Below are 19,127 nucleotides of genomic sequence, written 5' to 3'. Positions count from 1 at the left end.
GATTAATGAATAAGTGTGGTTACGGCGAGACGGAACACGGGAATGGCAACGCGGAAGCCATTGCCATCGACATCGACCATTTCATAATGGCCTTGCATGGTACCCATCGGCGTTTCAATCACCGCGCCGCTGGTGTACTGGTACTCTTCGCCAGGGGCGATGTGGGGCTGTTCACCGACCACTCCTTCCCCCTGAACTTCGATTTCGCGGCCATTGCCGTTGGTGATAAGCCAGTAGCGTCCGCGCAGTTGCACGGGCGTCCGCCCCAGGTTGCGAATGGTCACGGTGTAAGCAAAGACAAAACGTTCTTCGTCCGGCGAGGACTGTGATTCAACATAGACGCTTTGTACATGAACACATACGCGGGGCGAATCAATCATGGCTTAACTCTCCTTCGGCGGCGCATTTTCGCTGATGTAATTAGCCAGCTTGCAGTACTGCTCTACGGAAATGTTCTCCGCACGCATTGCCGGGTCGATCCCCAGTTCAGCTAATACCTCAACGGTGAATGAATTGCTGAGGCTGTTACGGATCGTTTTACGACGCTGGTTAAAGGCTTCAGTGGTAATGCGGCTCAGTACACGCAGATCTTTAACCGGGTACGGTTTCGTTTTGTGCGGCACAAGGCGCACAACCGCTGAATCCACTTTCGGTGGTGGTGTGAACGCTGACGGCGGTACTTCGAGTACCGGGATCACGTTGCAGTAATATTGTGCCATCACGCTTAAACGACCATACGCTTTACTGTTCGGGCCTGCAACCAGACGGTTAACCACCTCTTTTTGCAACATGAAGTGCATATCGGCAATGGCATCAGTATAGCTAAAGAGGTGGAACATGAGCGGCGTGGAGATGTTATACGGCAGGTTGCCGAAAACGCGCAGCGGCTGGCCCATTTTTTCCGACAGTTCGCCGAAGTTCATGGTCATGGCGTCCTGCTGATAGATAGTCAGCTTCGGCCCGAGGAACGGGTGCGTTTGCAGGCGTGCGGCCAGATCGCGGTCCAGTTCGATGACGGTCAGTTCGTCGAGGCGTTCGCCTACCGGCTCGGTCAGTGCGGCAAGGCCCGGGCCGATTTCGACCATCGCCTGGCCTTTTTGTGGATTAATAGCCGAGACAATGCTTTCGATCACGAACTGATCGTTAAGGAAGTTTTGCCCGAAACGTTTACGGGCTAAGTGGCCCTGATGGACTCGATTAGTCATTGAGTATTAACAATCATTTTGATGGCGAGATTAAGCGCCGTAATAAAACTGCCGACATCCGCTTTCCCCTGGCCTGCCAGATCCAGCGCAGTACCGTGGTCAACGGACGTTCGAATAAAGGGTAAACCGAGGGTGATATTCACCCCGCGGCCAAAGCCCTGGTATTTTAGCACGGGCAGGCCCTGATCGTGGTACATCGCGAGCACGGCGTCGGCATTATCCAGGTATTTCGGCTGGAAAAGGGTATCAGCAGGCAGCGGACCGCTGAGGTTCATTCCCTTCGCCCGCATTTCGTTGAGTACCGGAATGATGGTGTCGATCTCTTCGGTGCCCATGTGCCCGCCTTCGCCCGCGTGCGGGTTCAGGCCACAAACCAGCACATGCGGCTGCGGGATCCCAAATTTTGTCTGCAGATCGTGATGCAAAATCCCGATGATCTCGCGCAGGAGATCGGGGGTGATCGCATCCGGAATCGCTTTGATCGGCAGATGGGTGGTCACCAGGGCAACGCGCATCGCTTCGGTCGCCAGCATCATCACCACTTTCGGACTGTGCGATCGCTCTTCGAAGAACTCCGTATGCCCGGTAAACGGTATGCCCGCTTCGTTGATCACGCCTTTGTGGACGGGGCCGGTAATCAGGGCGGCAAATTCGCCCTTCAGGCAACCGTCGCAGGCGCGCGCAAGGGTTTCAACCACATAGTGGCCGTTTTCCGTGCTGAGCTGGCCAGGAATGACCGGCGTACGAAGGGGAACCGAAAGAAGGGTGAGGGTACCGGCTTGCTGCGGTGCAGGCTGTTGGCCTTCAACGTAAGGGATGAGCGTTAAAGGCAGACCGAGCAGCGTTGCCCGGTCCTGTAACAGTGTTGCATCCGCGCAGACAACCAGTTCTACTGGCCAGCTGCGCTGGGCGAGCTGGACAACAAGGTCAGGCCCAATCCCGGCGGGTTCGCCGGGCGTGATAACAACACGATGCTGTTTCATTAGTTGCTCAGCACTTTCACGTAAGCACTGGCGCGTTGTTCCTGCATCCAGGTGGCTGCTTCTTCGGAGAACTTACGGTTAAACAGCATACGGTAGGCTCTGTCTTTCTGCGCCGCATCCGTTTTATCAACATTACGGGTGTCCATCAGCTCGATCAGATGCCAGCCAAACGAAGAGTGGACCGGCGCGCTAATCTGGCCTTTGTTCAGCTTCATCAGCGCGTCACGGAAGGCAGGATCGTAGATATCCGCTGCCGCCCAGCCCAGATCGCCGCCCTGGTTAGCAGAGCCAGGATCCTGCGAGAACTCTTTTGCTGCTTTCGCAAACGAGGTTTTACCGCTCTTAATGTCTGCTGCAATCTGTTCCAGCTTCGCACGCGCCTGATCGTCAGTCATGATTGGTGACGGTTTCAGAAGAATATGACGAGCGTGAACTTCGGTAACGGAGATATTTTGGCTCTGGCCGCGCAGATCGTTCACTTTCAGAATGTGGAAGCCCACGCCTGAACGGATTGGACCGACGATATCCCCTTTCTTCGCCGTGCTCAGGGCCTGGGCAAAGATGGATGGCAGCTCCTGAATACGTCCCCAGCCCATCTGGCCGCCTTTCAGCGCCTGTTGGTCTGCGGAGTAGGTGATGGCCAGCTTGCCAAAGTCACCGCCGTTACGCGCCTGTTCGACAATTGAACGCGCCTGACTTTCTGCTTCCGCAGCCTGATCGGACGTTGGATTCTCTGGCAGTGGGATCAGAATGTGGCTCAGATTCAGCTCCGTGCTCGCATCGTTTTGGTTACCCACCTGTTTTGCCAGCGCGTCCACTTCCTGAGGCAGGATAGTGACGCGGCGACGCACTTCGTTGTTACGCACTTCCGAAATCAGCATCTCTTTACGGATCTGATTACGGTAGGTGGCGTAGCTGATGCCGTCATAGGCCAGACGGCTGCGCATCTGGTCTAAAGACATGTTGTTTTGTTTCGCGATGTTAGCGATCGCCTGATCGAGCTGCTCGTCAGTGACCTTCACACCCATTTTCTGCCCCATCTGCAGAACGATCTGATCCATGATCAGACGCTCCAGGATCTGGTGGCGCAGCGTGGCGTCATCCGGAAGCTGCTGACCCGCTTCGCCCGAATTGAGCTTCACCGATTTCATCAGACCGTCAACGTCACTTTCAAGCACGACGCCGTTGTTAACCACCGCGGCGACTTTATCAACAACCTGGGGGGCCGCGAAGCTGGTATTCGCAACCATAGCGACACCGAGCAGCAGCGTTTTCCAGTTCTTCATACTTTTTCCATTTCAATTAACCGCAAAGCGGATTACGTTGCAAATCAAGCACATTACAAGGAACTGCGGTAAGGCAGAATATTCGAGCGCAGCATTTTCTGCGTACCCAGACCGTAGTTGGAACTCAGGCCGCGTAACTCGAAGTTAAAGCCAATCACGTTATCGTATTTGCTTTGATTGTTTTCCCAGCCGTTAAGCTTACGTTCGTAACCGACACGCAGCGCGTAGCAGCAGGAGTTATATTGCAGCCCCACCATCTGGTCAGCAGCTTTATTCGCGTTAGTGTCAAAGTAGTAAGCGCCTACGATTGACCAACGGTCGGCGATGGGCCAACTCGCTGCCGCACCGACCTGAGAAATACCATCCGAATATTGTGGCGATTTCCAGTAGTTGATGCTGTTCTGATCATTGCTTTTCGGTAGCGTTGCCTGAATATATTCTGGGCTAGCGTAACGATAGCTTACCTGAATCATACGATCTTCATCGCGACGATACTCTATGGCTGCACTACTGTTAGCAACGTTGTCGAGACGCGTGTCATACTGCACACCGCCACGCAGGCCCCAACGGTCAGTCATACGCCAGTAGGTATCTCCCGCCCACACTATCGATCCCGTTTTGTTGTCTTTCTCCCACTGAATATTGTCATCACCCGTGCGAGACTCTGTGAAGTAGTAGATTTGACCAACAGAAACGTTAAAACGTTCAACGGCGGCATCATCATAAACACGTGTTGTGACGCCGGTCGTTAACTGGTTCGCTGAGGCGATGCGGTCCAGACCGCCGTAAGTACGGTCGCGGAACAGGCCACTGTAGTCGGACTGCAGTAAAGAGGAGTCGTAGTTTTGAATGTTGCTCTGATCGCGGTATGGCACGTACAAATACTGCATACGCGGTTCAAGCGTCTGGGTATACCCATCCGCCAGCAGGGCCATATCACGCTCGAAGATCAGCTTGCCGTCCATTTTAAACTGCGGGAGCGTTCGGTTAACCGACTCTTCCAGATGTGCACTGTTCGTTGCGTTGTAATTATCGAGATTTTTTTGCTGATAGTGCGTCGCCATCAGCTTGGCTTCGGTATTCAGACTTGCCCAGTCGTTAGACCATGGCAGATTGATCGTCGGCTCAAGGTGAACACGCGTGGCTTCAGGCATGTCCGAATCCGTGTTCACGAAATGCACCGCCTGAGCGTAAACCCGGGTGTCGAATGGACCTACATCATTCTGGTACCAGTTGACGTCCAGCTGTGGCTCAGCGCCATAGGTAGGCGTGGACTGGTCAGAAAACACCTGAAATTTCTTGGTCGAGACGGTTGCATCAAAGTTCTGCACCGCATAGCCTACGCTGAATTTCTGCGTGGCATAGCCATCGGTACTCGAGCCGTATTTGGACGAGAAGTCATTAAAATAAGCCGAATCGCTGACTTTGGTGTAGTCAACATTAAAGCGCCACACCTGATCCATCACCCCGGAATGCTGCCAGTAGTACAGCCAACGGTGACGGTTATCACCCGAGACGTTTCTGGCGTCGTCCTTGTAAACGTTATCCGACGGCAGATAATCCAGCTCCATCAGACCCGCACCGGCGTGGGTCAGATAGCGGAATTCGTTCTCCCACATGACGTTGCCGCGCTTGTGGATATAGTGCGGCGTGATCGTCGCATCCATGTTGGGCGCGATATTCCAGTAATACGGCAGGTAGAACTCAAAGTAGTTCGTGGTGCTGTATTTGGCATTCGGGATCAGGAAACCGGAGCGACGTTTGTCACCCACGGGAAGCTGCAGATAAGGGCTGTAGAAGATGGGGACCGGACCCACCTTGAAGCGGGCGTTCCAGATCTCTGCGACCTGCTCTTCGCGGTCATGGATCACTTCGCTCCCGACCACGCTCCAGGTATTTGAACCCGGCAGACACGACGTGAACGTGCCATTTTCCAGGATGGTATAGCGGTTTTCTCCGCGCTGTTTCATCAGGTCTGCGTCACCGCGCCCCTGGCGACCCACCATCTGGTAATCACCTTTCCAGACGTTAGTGTCTTTCGTATTCAGGTTTGACCAGGCTTTCGGACCTTTCAGGATGACCTGATTGTCGTCATAGTGCACATTACCCAGCGCATCCACCGTGCGTACCGGTTCGGCCGCGCCTTCCGGCTGCTTCTGGTGCAGCTGCACTTCATCTGCCTGCAGGCGGCTATTGCCCTGATTAATATCGACATTGCCTGTAAACGTGGCATTGTCAGGGTAAGTCCCTTTTGAACTGTCGGCAGTAATGGTTACCGGCAAGCTATTGGTATCGCCACTCACCAGTGGGCGATTATAACTTGGGACGCCAAGCATACACTGCGAGGCGAGATCGGCCGCCAGCCCCTGTTGACTGTACAGGGCGGTGCCAATCATTGTGGCCAGGAGGGTGGGGATACGTTTTTTCATACGTTGTATTTTATTGTTCCGTCATCAGTGGCTACGGCTTACAAACGCTCAGAGACTATCTTACTCATCTGCGCAGTACCAGCGTTAATCCTGCCCGTTTGCGTGCCAGAGTGTTAGGCTCGCTATCGAATGACGAGTATGATAAAGCAAATTATAGGCGATGTCCTTCAATTGACCGTGACTTGAACACAGTGATGATGACGTTGCGTCGGCCAGGAATATGACTATCCGGGGAGTATATGCAGTATTGGGGTAAAATAATCGGCGTTGCGTTCGCCATCATCATGGGGGCCGGGTTCTGGGGAATAGTGCTGGGGCTTATTATTGGCCATATGTTTGATAAGGCGCGCAGCCGCAAAATGGCCTGGTTTGCCAATCAGCGCGAGCGTCAGTCACTCTTTTTCTCCACCACTTTTGAGGTGATGGGGCATTTAACCAAATCCAAAGGCCGCGTTACGGAAGCCGATATTCAGATTGCCAGCGTCTTTATGGACCGAATGAATCTGCACGGTGACTCCCGCCTGGAGGCGCAAAATGCGTTTCGCATCGGGAAATCCGATAACTATCCGCTTCGCGAAAAAATGCGTCAGTTCCGCAGCATCTGCTTCGGCCGTTTTGATTTAATTCGGATGTTTCTGGAAATTCAGATTCAGGCGGCCTTCGCCGACGGCTCGCTTCATCCTAACGAGCGCGATGTTTTATACGTGATTGCGGAAGAGCTGGGCATCTCCCGTATGCAGTTCGACCAGTTCCTGCGCATGATGCAGGGCGGGGCGCAGTTTGGCGGCGGCTATCACCAGCAGTCATCTGGCGGTGCCTGGCAGCAGGCGCAGCGTGGTCCGACGCTGGAAGATGCCTGTAACGTACTTGGCGTAAAGCCTTCTGACGATCAGACCACGATCAAACGTGCCTATCGTAAGCTGATGAGCGAGCACCATCCGGACAAGCTGGTCGCGAAAGGCTTACCGCCGGAAATGATGGAGATGGCGAAGCAAAAGGCGCAGGAAATTCAGAAAGCGTACGAACTGATTAAAGAGAAGAAAGGCTTTAAATAAGCCCCTCTGTGGAATGAAGAAGGGCCTGGCAGGATGAACTGCCAGGCCCTTTCTACGTGATTACCAGCTGTAGCGTACGTTCAGACTGCCGTTCACATCGCTGTAATCATTATCACCTTTCTGTCCGGACACCTGGGCGATAACGCTCCATTGCTTGTTCACATTCGCCTGAACACCCGCTTTCAGCTCCGCACGATCGGCAGGAATATCCTGTTTGATCTGTGTGTCACCAAAGTTAACTGCCGTTTCTTCAGAGGTATGCAGCCAGTTGACCTCCGCAAACGGCTGGATAACCGCGTCGTTCGCCTTATTCATCTTGCTGTCAACTCGCAGACCTAAACGGGTGGTCCAGCTGTCACCGTTTTGCCCATCAATCGTTGTGCCGCTGCTGTCTTTGATGTCATCGGCACGGTAATCCTGCCAGACGATCTGTGCCTGCGGCGTGAGGCTCAGCGTGTTGTCGCCGAGTGCGACATCGTAGCGATAGCCCGTTTCCAGCGAAACGGCGTTGGCGTTTGAATCGTAATCCGTTGAGCCAACGTCACCGTTATCTACGCTGTTGTGGTACATCCCGTACTGATACCAGCTGTCGACATAAAAACCCTGATGCTGTCGGGCATCGGCAAACCAGGTGCCATAGACGCCGAGGTTATAGCCATCGACTTTACCGTCAGCGCTAAAGCGGCTGCCGTCAGCACCTCTATTGCCTTTGCTGTCGCTGCTGGCTTTCATATAGCTACCCATAACCCCGACCACCAGGCTTTGTTCGCCGTTGTTCCAGGCTGCAACATCGCCCCCCATCTGGAACTGGGAGTAGTTGCTGTCGATATCAATATTGCTCCCTGCCGCAGTGGACTGGTTCTTACCTGCTTTGAAACGCGCCCATGTCGTGCCGTTTTGCGATTTGAACTGGCTGCCTTCTCGGTCTGAGAGGGTCTGCATCTGCAGATCGCGAGCCAGCCACTGGTTGCTAAGGTATGAACCAATATCGGCACGATACTGAGGCGTTACGTCGCCACCCTCACCCGTGGCCTGGGAACGGAGATACCAGTTCCCTGAGTCCTGATACAGACGGTATTCGTAGGCGTTGATTTGGACCTGGTTACCCTGAACAAAGGTACCGTTTGATTCACCGCCGACCTTAATCACTTCAATTCCGTTTTGGGTCAGGGCCCCCTGACCGCCTGCGTTGTTAATGTACAGGGTAGTGTTACCGGACGTATTCCCCGTAATGTTAAGCATATCGGTTGGCGACGTGTCGTCGCCTAACTGCGTATTCAGCGTCAGAGACCCCTGGTTACCGGTATAATCGCCGTTTACGATCAGTGTGTTACCGGTCGTTGTGCCGTCGGTGCCTTCGATATTGCCGCTGATAATGCTGCCTGCGTTGCTCAGATCACCATTGATCGTAAGCGTGTCGTTGAATTGAACGGTGCCCTTGCTGTTAACATTGCCGTTCACCACTCCGTTGTCGCCACCAAACGTCGCGCCTGCCGCGACATTCACGGCCTGATCGCTGTTTTGTACGCCGATAACGCCGGCCTCGCCCAGCCAGAGCGTGCCCTGGTTAACATCCGTTGTGCCGCTGTAACTGTTTGCGGCATTCAGAATCAGCGTACCTTGCCCCTCTTTGGTGAGTGATTTACCGTCCCATCCCGTCGTGGCGTTAGCATTTTGATCGACAAGCGCCGTGCTCAGCGTAAAGCTGCCGTCAGCATTGTTCAGGGTGAATGTGCCGTGAGCCGCCGTTGGCGTTGGGTTCTGGCTGGCATACCAGGCTAATGACGGCGTCAGGACGTAATTCGTCACGTCGGCGGGGTCAACGGTGCCGCTAAAGGTGATGAAGTCAACGGATCCTGATGCCATACCCGCGACGGTGAGGTGGGTAAAATTGCCATTGATTGCATTTTCAGCGTCAATCACCGTGAAGGTGCTATCCGCTGAAAGCGTGCTGGCCCCACCGTAACCCGTAATATTCAGCGTGCCATTCAGCGTTGCATTCTGAGCGATAACAGGGGCACTCGTCGCGTTTGCATCGAGGTAGACATCAGTTTGGCTGTTATCCTGAAGGATGAGATTACCGACATTGAGCGTACCGGCACTGCCGTTTTCATCGCCGAGCGTGATGCGCCCGTTACTGGAAAGATTACCGACGCTGGAATCGCCGGTAAGCAGCCACTGGCTGTTTTCATCCAGATTCATGCTGATATTATCACCGCTGGCCTTAACCGCGCCGGACAGCTTGCTGTTTTCAGCGCTCAGGGTGACTGCATCGGCGGTATTGGCCACGGTGAGCAGATTGTCTGCATTCATCGTTTGCACATTCTTCACGCTAATATCGGCAGATCCTGAATCCACGGCAAAAGCACTTCCTCCGGATGCGGTTGCCGTAATGCTTCCGCCGTCAATTGTGGCGACATTTTTTCCACCGCTGAACGAGAAGACGGCCTTGCTACCGGAAATATTACTGTTAGCGATGGCGGCATTGCTGGCGTTTTGCAAGACGATGGCTGCAGACTGTTCACTGGTAATCGTTGTGCCGGTTGCATCAAATTTCCCGCCATTATCGATTACCACCGCCCGTGAGTTTTCCCCTGTCGTGATAACAGAACCGTTATTCAGCACGACAGCGCTGGTTGCTTTACTGGAGGATATCGCGTCAGAATTCTGTCCATGCGTGGTAATTTGCGTATCCGAGAGCGCTGCGCGACCGGTATTCAATAAACCAATAGACTTTTCACCGTAAGTATCAATTTTTGATGAGTCAAAGGTAAACGTTTGGGTGTAATTCTGAATCCCATAGCTCTCGCTACCGGTTGTACTAATGGTGACCCCGGTGCCGGTCATTTCGCCATTGTTAAATATGCCCGCATTACCAAAATCACCGGTGGTTTTTATAGTAACGTTAGCTAATGTGACCGTTCCTTGTTGGTTAACGATCCCCCTGGCCATGCCATACCCAGAAGTAGTAATGGTGGTGTTGGGATCGTCTAGCGTGACTTTCGCGCCATTGAAAACGTACAGGCCCATCGCTGAGTCTCCGCTAGTCGATATTGTCAGCGCGCCACTATCGTTAACAACGACATCGGAACCGTTGGCTGTTACCGCTGCGGTAACATTCTCTGTGGTTGAGTATTCGCCGCTGATCTCGTTATCACCTGGGACAGCCTCAAACGTCCTGTCAGTCGCGAGTGCCGAACCCGCAATGCCGGATAAAATAAAGGTCGCGATAGCCCCTCCAGCGCGAACGCGTGAGCGGGTTTTGCTGTCTCCACGGGAAAACTCAGAGGCAACAATGTACATATTTCTGGCGTAATTCCAGATGATGTTGTAAGTCCTGTTCATATACGTCCTTGTAAATTAATGAGTCGATTGTTTCTGAATGTTTTTGGCTAGCGAAACGACCTGGCCTGGGAGCCTGTGGGATTAGTATTTTCTTATTTTTTAAGTGAATTTTTAACAATGGCCGACGTTATTTCAATTTACTATTTTTTAATATGTATTTTAGTTTTTTTAAATAAATGAGAGAGGCGTTATTATAAGAAATAACTTTTGTGAATATTATTTGTGGTGGTTTTATTATTGGTGTGAAATATATAGATTTTGAATATTTGTTATCAGGCGCGTGCCCGATAACAAATATTTATTGAGCGTGGATTAGAAGTCCACCGGAGCTTTAAACGTCATCGCATTACCGAAGGCAGGATGGGTGATGGTGAGCGTCTGCGCGTGCAGCTGCAGACGTGGCGCTAAGGTCAGTGCTTCAGGCGGCGCGTAAAACCGGTCGCCCAGAATCGGATGACCCAGGGCAAGCATATGCACGCGCAGCTGGTGTGAGCGTCCGGTAATCGGTTTAAGCAGGACGCGCGCGGTATTATCCGGCGCGTACTCCAGCACTTCATACTCGGTCTGCGCGGCCTTGCCGGTTTCGTAGCACACCTTCTGCTTTGGCCGGTTCGGCCAGTCGCAGATCAGCGGTAAATCCACCAGCCCTTCCGCCTGCGCGGGGTGACCCCAGACGCGGGCGACATACTGCTTTTTCGGCTCGCGCTCGCGGAACTGGCGCTTCAGCTCGCGTTCCGCCGCCTTATTCAGCGCCACCACAATCACGCCGCTGGTCGCCATGTCCAGGCGATGGACAGACTCCGCCTGAGGATAATCGCGCTGAATGCGCGTCATCACGCTGTCTTTGTGCTCATCCAGACGCCCCGGCACGGACAACAGCCCGCTGGGCTTGTTGACCACCATAATGTGTTCATCCTGATACAGAATGACCAGCCAGGGATCCTGCGGCGGATTGTACGGCTCCATCACCATCTTGCGCTCCGGTTACTGATGCGTCACAACGATAAGACGCAGGGCATCCAGACGCCAGCTAGCCTGGTTGAGGCTTTCCAGCACCTGCTGACGGTTGCTTTCAATCGCCGCCAGCTCGTCGTCACGGATGTTAGGGTTCACGGCCTTCAACGCTTCCAGACGCGACAGCTCCGCAGACAGTTTCTCGTCGGCTTCCGCGCGTGCGGCATCAATCAGCGCTCTCGCCGCTTTCTCAATCTGGGTTTCGCCCTGCTGCAGAATAGCGTGCACGTCCTGCTGGACCGCGTTAACCAGCTTGCTGCCGGTATGGCGGTTCACCGCGCTCAGCTGGCGGTTGAAGCTTTCGAACTCGACCTGTCCGGCCAGGTTCGTGCCGTTTTTATCCAGCAGCAGACGGACCGGCGTCGGCGGCAGGAAGCGGTTGAGCTGCAGTTGCTTCGGCGCCTGTGCTTCCACAACGTAAATCAGCTCCAGCAGCAGCGTCCCCACCGGCAGCGCCTTGTTTTTTAACAGGGAGATCGTGCTGCTGCCGGTATCACCGGAGAGGATCAGATCCAGCCCGTTGCGGATCAGCGGGTGTTCCCAGGTGATGAACTGGGCATCTTCACGGGACAGCGCCACGTCACGCTCGAAGGTGATGGTACAGCCATCTTCCGGCAGGCCCGGGAAATCCGGTACCAGCATGTGATCGGACGGGGTCAGGACTATCAGGTTCTCACCACGATCGTCCTGGTTGATGCCGACGATATCGAACAGGTTCATCGAGAAGCTAATCAGGCTGGTGTCGTCATCCTGCTCTTCGATGCTCTCTGCCAGCGCCTGCGCTTTCTCGCCACCGTTGGAATGGATCTCCAGCAGGCGATCGCGACCCTGTTCCAGCTGCGCTTTCAGCGCGTCGTGCTTCTCACGGCAGGACTTAATCAGATCGTCAAAGCCGTCGGTGTTTTCCGGCGCGGCCAGGTAGCCGATCAGATCGCCATGCACCTGATCGTAAATGGTGCGGCCCGTCGGGCAGGTATGTTCAAACGCATCCAGACCTTCGTGGAACCAGCGCACCAGCACGGACTGGGCCGTTTTTTCCAGATACGGCACGTGGATCTGAATATCATGGGCCTGACCGATACGGTCCAGACGGCCGATACGCTGCTCCAGCAGATCGGGGTTAAACGGCAGATCGAACATCACCAGGTTGCTGGCGAACTGGAAGTTACGGCCTTCGGAGCCGATTTCCGAGCACAGCAGAACCTGCGCGCCGCTGTCCTCTTCGCCAAACCACGCCGCGGCACGGTCGCGTTCAACGATGGACATGCCTTCGTGGAACACGGCGGCGCGAATACCTTCACGCTCGCGCAGAACCTGCTCCAGCTGCAGGGCGGTAGCCGCCTTGGCGCAGATCACCAGCACTTTCTGGGAGCGGTGTGCGGTCAGGTAGCCCATCAGCCACTCCACGCGCGGATCGAAGTTCCACCAGGTGCCGGTATCGCCTTCGAACTCCTGGTAGATTTGCTCCGGATAAAGCATGTCGCGGGCGCGCTCTTCCTGCGTTTTGCGCGCGCCCATAATGCCGGAGACTTTAATCGCCGTCTGATATTGCGTCGGCAGCGGCAGTTTAATGGTGTGCAGCTCGCGTTTCGGGAACCCTTTCACGCCGTTACGGGTGTTACGGAACAGCACGCGGCTGGTGCCGTGGCGATCCATCAGCATGTCGATCAGCTCTTTACGCGCGGATTCCGCGTTGTCGCTCTCGCTGTTCGCAGCCTGCAAAAGTGGCTCGATATCCTGCTCGCCGATCAGATCGCTCAGGGTGTTGAGTTCGTCATTAGAAAGACGCTTGCCCGCCAGCAGCAGGGCGACGGCATCTGCCACCGGACGGTAGTTATTCTGTTCTTCCACAAACTGCTCAAAATCGTGGAAACGGTTGGGATCGAGCAGGCGCAGACGGGCGAAGTGGCTTTCGAGACCCAGCTGTTCCGGCGTTGCGGTCAGCAGCAGGACGCCAGGCACGCGTTCGGCAAGCTGCTCGATGGCCATATATTCGCGGCTCGGCGCATCTTCGCTCCAGACCAGGTGGTGCGCTTCGTCGACCACCATCAGGTCCCACTCGGCATCGCACAGATGCTCAAGACGCTGCTTGCTGCGGCGCACGAAGTCCAGGGAGCAAATCACCAGCTGTTCGGTTTCAAACGGGTTGTCCGCATCGTGCTGCGCTTCTGCGTAGCGTTCGTCGTCGAACAGAGAGAAACGCAGGTTGAAGCGGCGCAGCATCTCAACCAGCCACTGGTGCTGCAGGGTTTCTGGCACCACGATCAGCACGCGCTCGGCGGCGCCGGAAAGCAGCTGTTGATGCAGGATCATACCCGCTTCAATGGTTTTACCCAGGCCCACTTCATCTGCCAGCAGCACGCGTGGCGCGTGGCGACGGCCCACGTCATGGGCGATGTTCAGCTGGTGGGGGATCAGGCTGGTGCGCTGGCCGCGCAGGCCGCTCCACGGCATGCGGTACTGTTCACTCTGGAACTTACGCGCGCGATAGCGCAGCGAGAAGCGATCCATACGGTCGATTTGCCCGGCAAACAGGCGGTCCTGAGGCTTGCTGAACACCAGCTTGCTGTCGAGCAGCACTTCGCGCAGGATGACATTGGCCTCGTCGGTGTCCAGGCGAGTGCCGATGTAGGCGAGCAGTCCATTCTCTTCTTTTACGTCTTCAATCTTGAGCTGCCAGCCGTCATGGCTGGTCACGGTGTCACCCGGATTAAACATCACGCGGGTTACAGGGGAGTCATTGCGAGCGTACAGGCGGTTTTCACCAGTGGCAGGGAAGAGGAGGGTAACCATGCGCGCATCAACGGCAACGACGGTTCCTAATCCAAGTTCGCTTTCTGTATCGCTGATCCAGCGTTGACCAAGTGTAAAAGGCATAGTTGTTCGGCTCTAATCTTTAATTGCAGGCAATAGTTCGACCACCGTCAAAAAAGACGGTCATCGAAAAATGGGTCCGGGAATGGAAAGGGCGCTATGGTACTGGATGGCAGCCATTTCGTCACGTGTCAAAATAGGCCAAGTTGCCCTGTAACCAGTGTAGCAAAGTCGTCGTCGATGAAGGGCAAAATTCCGTCGGCAACCGGCTGAAGCTGACGTGTCAGATAGTGTTCGTAATCCAGAGGTGAGTGCTGATAATCCACCGGTTCCGGACCGTTTATCGTCCAGACGTATTTGATGGTGCCCCGGTTCTGATATTGCGGCGCGCGGCCACGGCGGACGTTTTCTTCATCCGCGAGGCGCGCGGCGCGCACGTGCGGAGGAACGTTGCGCTGGTACTCCGCGAGCGGGCGGCGCAGGCGTTTGCGATACACCAGCTGCGCGTCAAGCTCGCCCGCCATCAGGCTGGCTATCGTCTCGCGCACGTAGTCCTGATACGGTTCATTGCGAAACACCCGCAGATAGAGCGTTTGCTGGAACTGTTGCGCCAGCGGCGTCCAGTCGGTACGTACCGTCTCGAGCCCTTTAAACACCATCCGCTGTGCGTCGCCGTCCTGAATCAGCCCGGCGTAGCGCTTCTTACTGCCCTGATCGGTACCGCGAATGGTGGGCATTAAAAAGCGGGCGAAATGGGTTTCAAATTCCAGCTCCAGCGCACTGGTTAACCGCGCTTTCTGCAGATGTTCCTGCCACCAGTCGTTCACGAAGGCGACCAGCGCTTTGCCGATTTTCGCGGCGTCTTCTTCTGAATGCGCGCCCTTAAGCCACACAAAGGTGGAGTCGGTGTCACCGTAAATGACGTCATAGCCCCGGGACTCAATCAGCGCTTTGGTCTGACGCATGATCTCGTGCCCGCGCATGGTGATCGACGACGCCAGACGCGGGTCGAAGAAGCGGCAGGCGCTGGTACCCAGCACGCCGTAGAAGGCGTTCATGATGATTTTCAGCGCCTGTGATAGTGGCTTGTTGCCGTGGCGCTTGGCCTCATCGCGGCCGTGCCAGATGTTTCCCACGATGTCGGGCAGGCAGTGTTTTTCCCGCGAGAAGCGTGCGCCGAGGAAGCCTTCGGTGCTGTGTTCATCATCTGGCTGGGCCAGGCCCTCAACCAGCCCGACGGGATCGATCAGGAAGGTGCGGATTATCGACGGGTAGAGGCTTTTGTAGTCCAGCACCAGAACGGAATCATACAATCCTGGCCGGGAATCCATGACGTAGCCGCCGGGGCTGGCCTGCGGCGGCACCTCCCCGAGGTTAGGGGCGACATATCCTGCCCGGTGCATTCGGGGAAAGTAGAGATGGCTAAAGGCGGCAACCGATCCACCATGCCTGTCGACCGCAAGGCCGTTCACCGTCGCGCGCTCCAGCAGGAAGGGCATAATTTCGGTTTTGTGGAAAATCTGCGTGACCAGCTCGCAATCTTTCAGGTTATAGGTGGCGAGCGCGGGCTTGTCTTCGTTAAAGCGTCGGTCGATCTCGTCCATTCTGTCCCAGGGGTTGTCGATGGATTTGCCTTCGCCAAGCAACTCCTGCGCCACCGCTTCGAGGGCGAATGATGAGAAGTTCCAGAAGGCGGACTTGAGCGCCTCGATGCCGTCGATAATCAGGCGACCGTTCGCCTGGGCGAAGAAAACGCCGTTCTTAAAACCGTGCTCGCGCCATTCCAGCTCGCTGTTGCCGCGCCCGAGCATCAGCGGGATGCGGTAACGCTCGGCGTGTTTTTGCAGCACGCGCAGGTCGAACTGCACCACGTTCCAGCCGATCAGGACGTCGGGATCGTAGTCGGCAAACCACTGGTTCAGCTTCTCCAGCAGCTGCGGGCGGCTGTTGACGTACTCAAGCCGGAAATCCAGCGCGGAGGCATCACCATTTGGCGGCCCGAGCATATAGACAACCCGATCGCCGCAGCCTTCAAGTCCTATGCAGTACAGTTCGCCGTGGCGGGTGGTTTCGATATCCAGGGAGACCCACTTCAGCGGAGGGCGGTAGTGCGGGTTCGGCTTCAGCCGCGCGTTAACGAGGCTGCCGTTGTGCGCGGTGCCGTCGACCCAGACGGGCGCGGTAATAAACCGCTCCATCAGAAAGCGCTCCGGTGGGCGGATGTCGGCTTCGTAGAGCGTTACGCCCGCTTCGCGAAGCAGTTTTTCATAGCGCATCAGCTGACGATGGGCGCGACAGTAGAGGCCATAAACCGGTTGACGGTGGAAATCTTTCAGCTCAAGCGGGGTAATGCGCCAGCCGTTTTCACCGCGCAGCAGCTGTTTCACTTTTTCGACGTGCGCTTCTGGAATAAACGCCACGGATTCCTGCGGCGGCAGCGTCACCTGCAGCGGGCCGTTGTCCGTTGCCAGCCAGAATTCAACCTCGGTGCCCTGAGGCGTATCCCGCCAGTGTCGGGTCAGTAAAAAGCCTTCTTGCGCCTGCGCCACGCCGTTATCCCAGAAAACAAAACCAGGCCTGATTATAGCCTGGTTGAGGTAGGTTTGCTGGGGTTTTATACAGTGCCTGTTTCGCCGGATGGCGCTACGCTTATCCGGCCTGCAGGTTCCGTAGGTCCGGTAAGCGCAGCGCCACCGGGCAAGGGTTTACTGCCCGTAGTAGGCCTTCGCGCCGTGCTTGCGCAGGTAATGCTTATCCAGCAGGGTTTGCTGCATATCCGGCAGCTGCGGCGCCAGCTGGCGACAGAAGATCCCCATATAAGCGATCTCTTCGAGCACGATGGCGTTATGCACCGCGTCCTCCGCGTTTTTCCCCCAGGCAAACGGGCCGTGGGAGTGCACCAGCACGCCGGGCATTTGCGCAGCGTCGATTCCCTGTTTTTCGAAGGTCTCAACGATCACGTTACCGGTTTCCCACTCGTACTCGCCGTTGATTTCCGCATCGGTCATCAAACGCGTGCAGGGAATGGTGCCGTAAAAGTAGTCCGCGTGGGTGGTGCCGGTCGCCGGGATGGACTGGCCCGCCTGCGCCCAGATGGTGGCATGGCGCGAATGGGTATGCACGATACCGCCGATGGTCGGGAAAGATCGATAGAGCAGGCGGTGAGTGGGCGTATCGGATGACGGCTTTTTATTGCCTTCCACCACTTCACCTGTGTCAATGCTGACAACGACCATATCGTCCGCCGTCATCACCGCGTAATCGACGCCGGAAGGCTTGATCACGAACACGCCTCTATCGCGATCAACGGCGCTCACGTTGCCCCAGGTTAGGGTGACCAGATTATGTTTCGGCAGCGCCAGGTTGGCTTCAAGTACCTGCTGTTTGAGCTCTTCTAACATTGTTGTCTCCAGTGCCGGATGGCGCTTCGCTTACCCGGCCTACAGGATCGTAGGCCCGGTAAACGCGGCGCCATCGGGCATTCCGTGCTTTAGCGTTTTGAACCGTAATAGACTTCGTTCCAGCGCAGCGCGTCCTTGAAGGCGGGCAGGCGGGTATCGTTATCAATGACGGTCAGTTCGATATCGTGCAGCTCGGCGAACTGACGCATGTCGTTCAGATCCAGCGCGTGGCTGAAGACGGTATGGTGCGCGCCACCGGCCAGGATCCAGGCTTCTGACGCGGTCGGCAGGTCCGGCAGTGCTTTCCACAGGGCGTTGGCGACCGGCAGTTTCGGCAGAGAATGTGGCGTTTCAACCGCATCGACGCAGTTCACCAGCAGGCGGAAACGATCGCCCAGGTCGATCAGGCTGGCGTTGATGGCCGGGCCCGTGCGGGTGTTGAAGATCAGACGCGCCGGATCGGCTTTACCGCCAATGCCGAGGTACTGCACGTCGAGGATCGGTTTTTCCTCTACCGCGATGGAAGGACACACTTCCAGCATGTGCGAGCCGAGCACCAGGTCATTGCCGTTCTCGAAGTGGTAGGTGTAGTCCTCCATAAAGGAGGTGCCGCCCTGCAGACCGGTCGACATCACCTTCATGATGCGAAGCAGAGCGGCAGTTTTCCAGTCGCCTTCGCCGGCAAAGCCGTAGCCCTGCTGCATCAGACGTTGTACTGCCAGACCCGGCAGCTGTTTCAGACCGTGGAGATCTTCAAAAGTGGTGGTAAAGGCGTGGAAACCGCCCTGTTGCAGGAAGCGCTTCATGCCCAGTTCGATGCGCGCCGCATCCAGCACGTTCTGACGCTTGTCGCCGTTGATCTGTGCCGCAGGCGTCAGGCGGTAGCTGCTTTCGTACTCGTCCACCAGCGCGCTCACGTCGCCATCGCTGATCTCATTCACCACCTGCACCAGGTCGCCCACGGCCCAGGTATTCACGGAGAAGCCGAACTTGATCTGCGCGGCCACTTTGTCACCGTCGGTGACCGCCACTTCACGCATGTTGTCGCCGAAACGCACCACTTTCAGGTGGCGGGTATCCTGCTTCGAAACCGCCTGGCGCATCCAGGATCCGATACGCTGTTGCGCCTTGCCATCCTGCCAGTGGCCGGTGACCACCGCGTGCTGCTGACGCATACGCGCGCCGATGAAGCCGAACTCGCGGCCGCCGTGTGCGGTCTGGTTCAGGTTCATAAAGTCCATGTCGATGCTGTCCCACGGCAGGGAGGCGTTGAACTGGGTATGGAACTGCAGCAGCGGTTTGTTGAGGATAGACAGGCCGTTGATCCACATTTTTGCCGGTGAGAAGGTGTGCAGCCACACCACCAGACCGGCGCATTTATCGTCGTAGTTCGCGTCGCGGCAGATATGGGTAATCTCATCCGGCGTGGTGCCCAGCGGTTTCAGCACCAGCTTGCACGGCAGTTTGGCTTCCGCGTTCAGCGCGTTAACGACGTGCTCCGCGTGTTTCGTTACCTGCTGCAGCGCTTCCGGTCCGTACAGATGCTGGCTGCCAATCACAAACCACACTTCATAGTTATTAAAAATGGTCATCAT

12 protein-coding genes are annotated in these 19,127 nt (G+C 55.9%); 1 reads left to right on the top strand and 11 read right to left on the bottom strand.

Annotation, left to right across the window (positions count from 1 at the left end; translation table 11 throughout):
• Positions 1-2: 2 nt before the first annotated feature.
• Genes apaG through lptD form a run of 5 tightly spaced genes read right to left on the bottom strand, consistent with a single transcriptional unit; the run spans position 3 to position 5,903 of the window.
• On the bottom strand, positions 3-380 hold the full coding sequence (apaG, locus tag LJA86_RS15675) for a Co2+/Mg2+ efflux protein ApaG (protein ID WP_032644031.1): 378 nt from the start codon (positions 378-380) through the stop codon (positions 3-5).
• A gap of 3 nt (positions 381-383) precedes the next feature.
• Positions 384-1,205: a 16S rRNA (adenine(1518)-N(6)/adenine(1519)-N(6))-dimethyltransferase RsmA gene (gene rsmA, locus LJA86_RS15670; protein ID WP_008502020.1), complete on the bottom strand. Its 822-nt coding sequence runs from the start codon at positions 1,203-1,205 to the stop codon at positions 384-386.
• A complete protein-coding gene (gene pdxA, locus LJA86_RS15665) occupies positions 1,202-2,188 on the bottom strand; it encodes a 4-hydroxythreonine-4-phosphate dehydrogenase PdxA (RefSeq protein ID WP_045907774.1) in 987 nt (328 codons plus the stop codon). The genes rsmA and pdxA overlap by 4 nt, the downstream gene beginning before the upstream one ends.
• A complete protein-coding gene (gene surA, locus LJA86_RS15660; RefSeq protein WP_045907775.1) occupies positions 2,188-3,474 on the bottom strand; it encodes a peptidylprolyl isomerase SurA in 1,287 nt (428 codons plus the stop codon). The genes pdxA and surA overlap by 1 nt, the downstream gene beginning before the upstream one ends.
• 53 nt (positions 3,475-3,527) lie before the next feature.
• Positions 3,528-5,903 carry an LPS assembly protein LptD gene (lptD, locus tag LJA86_RS15655; RefSeq protein ID WP_045907776.1) on the bottom strand — a complete coding sequence of 792 codons (2,376 nt, stop codon included), beginning with the start codon at positions 5,901-5,903 and terminating at the stop codon, positions 3,528-3,530.
• A gap of 239 nt (positions 5,904-6,142) precedes the next feature.
• Here lptD and djlA point away from each other — a divergent pair, with 239 nt between their 5' ends.
• The gene (gene djlA, locus LJA86_RS15650) at positions 6,143-6,958 is read left to right on the top strand and encodes a co-chaperone DjlA (RefSeq protein ID WP_008502016.1); all 816 of its coding nucleotides are present in this window, start codon (positions 6,143-6,145) and stop codon (positions 6,956-6,958) included.
• 60 nt (positions 6,959-7,018) lie between these two features.
• On the opposite strand, the gene LJA86_RS15645 is transcribed toward djlA, so the two are convergent.
• The 6 genes from LJA86_RS15645 to araA form a co-directional block, all read right to left on the bottom strand.
• Entirely contained in the window at positions 7,019-10,303 is a 3,285-nt protein-coding gene (locus LJA86_RS15645) for an autotransporter outer membrane beta-barrel domain-containing protein (protein ID WP_229226391.1), read from the bottom strand.
• Between the two features lie 312 nt (positions 10,304-10,615).
• Positions 10,616-11,275 (bottom strand): bifunctional tRNA pseudouridine(32) synthase/23S rRNA pseudouridine(746) synthase RluA, encoded by a 660-nt coding sequence (gene rluA / locus LJA86_RS15640; protein WP_023345423.1) that lies wholly within the window; start codon positions 11,273-11,275, stop codon positions 10,616-10,618.
• Between the two features lie 12 nt (positions 11,276-11,287).
• Positions 11,288-14,194, bottom strand: coding sequence for an RNA polymerase-associated protein RapA (gene rapA, locus LJA86_RS15635; RefSeq protein ID WP_111967213.1), 2,907 nt, complete (start codon positions 14,192-14,194; stop codon positions 11,288-11,290).
• Positions 14,195-14,322: 128 nt separating this feature from the next.
• Positions 14,323-16,680, bottom strand: coding sequence for a DNA polymerase II (gene polB / locus LJA86_RS15630; RefSeq protein WP_229226390.1), 2,358 nt, complete (start codon positions 16,678-16,680; stop codon positions 14,323-14,325).
• A 156-nt stretch (positions 16,681-16,836) separates the two neighbouring features.
• A complete protein-coding gene (araD, locus tag LJA86_RS15625) occupies positions 16,837-17,532 on the bottom strand; it encodes an L-ribulose-5-phosphate 4-epimerase (protein WP_229226389.1) in 696 nt (231 codons plus the stop codon).
• An 89-nt stretch (positions 17,533-17,621) separates the two neighbouring features.
• Complete coding sequence (gene araA, locus LJA86_RS15620) at positions 17,622-19,124, bottom strand: L-arabinose isomerase (protein ID WP_229226431.1); 1,503 nt, start codon at positions 19,122-19,124, stop codon at positions 17,622-17,624.
• Between the last annotated feature and the right edge of the window lie 3 nt (positions 19,125-19,127).

The organism is Enterobacter sp. TCD1-1 (assembly GCF_020567405.1).
GTDB classification, from domain to species: Bacteria; Pseudomonadota; Gammaproteobacteria; order Enterobacterales; family Enterobacteriaceae; genus Enterobacter; species Enterobacter quasiroggenkampii.
Note: the sequence above shows the minus strand (reverse complement) of the source record. Positions and strands in the feature narration are given on the sequence as shown.

Excerpts from the sequence above, each read along its gene's own strand:
- apaG (WP_032644031.1), bottom strand. The coding sequence starts at position 380 with ATGATTGATTCGCCCCGCGTATGTGTTCATGTACAAAGCGTCTATGTT.
- rsmA (WP_008502020.1), bottom strand. The coding sequence starts at position 1,205 with ATGACTAATCGAGTCCATCAGGGCCACTTAGCCCGTAAACGTTTCGGG.
- pdxA (WP_045907774.1), bottom strand. The coding sequence starts at position 2,188 with ATGAAACAGCATCGTGTTGTTATCACGCCCGGCGAACCCGCCGGGATT.
- surA (WP_045907775.1), bottom strand. The coding sequence starts at position 3,474 with ATGAAGAACTGGAAAACGCTGCTGCTCGGTGTCGCTATGGTTGCGAAT.
- lptD (WP_045907776.1), bottom strand. The coding sequence starts at position 5,903 with ATGAAAAAACGTATCCCCACCCTCCTGGCCACAATGATTGGCACCGCC.
- djlA (WP_008502016.1), top strand. The coding sequence starts at position 6,143 with ATGCAGTATTGGGGTAAAATAATCGGCGTTGCGTTCGCCATCATCATG.
- LJA86_RS15645 (WP_229226391.1), bottom strand. The coding sequence starts at position 10,303 with ATGAACAGGACTTACAACATCATCTGGAATTACGCCAGAAATATGTAC.
- rluA (WP_023345423.1), bottom strand. The coding sequence starts at position 11,275 with ATGGTGATGGAGCCGTACAATCCGCCGCAGGATCCCTGGCTGGTCATT.
- rapA (WP_111967213.1), bottom strand. The coding sequence starts at position 14,194 with ATGCCTTTTACACTTGGTCAACGCTGGATCAGCGATACAGAAAGCGAA.
- araD (WP_229226389.1), bottom strand. The coding sequence starts at position 17,532 with ATGTTAGAAGAGCTCAAACAGCAGGTACTTGAAGCCAACCTGGCGCTG.
- araA (WP_229226431.1), bottom strand. The coding sequence starts at position 19,124 with ATGACCATTTTTAATAACTATGAAGTGTGGTTTGTGATTGGCAGCCAG.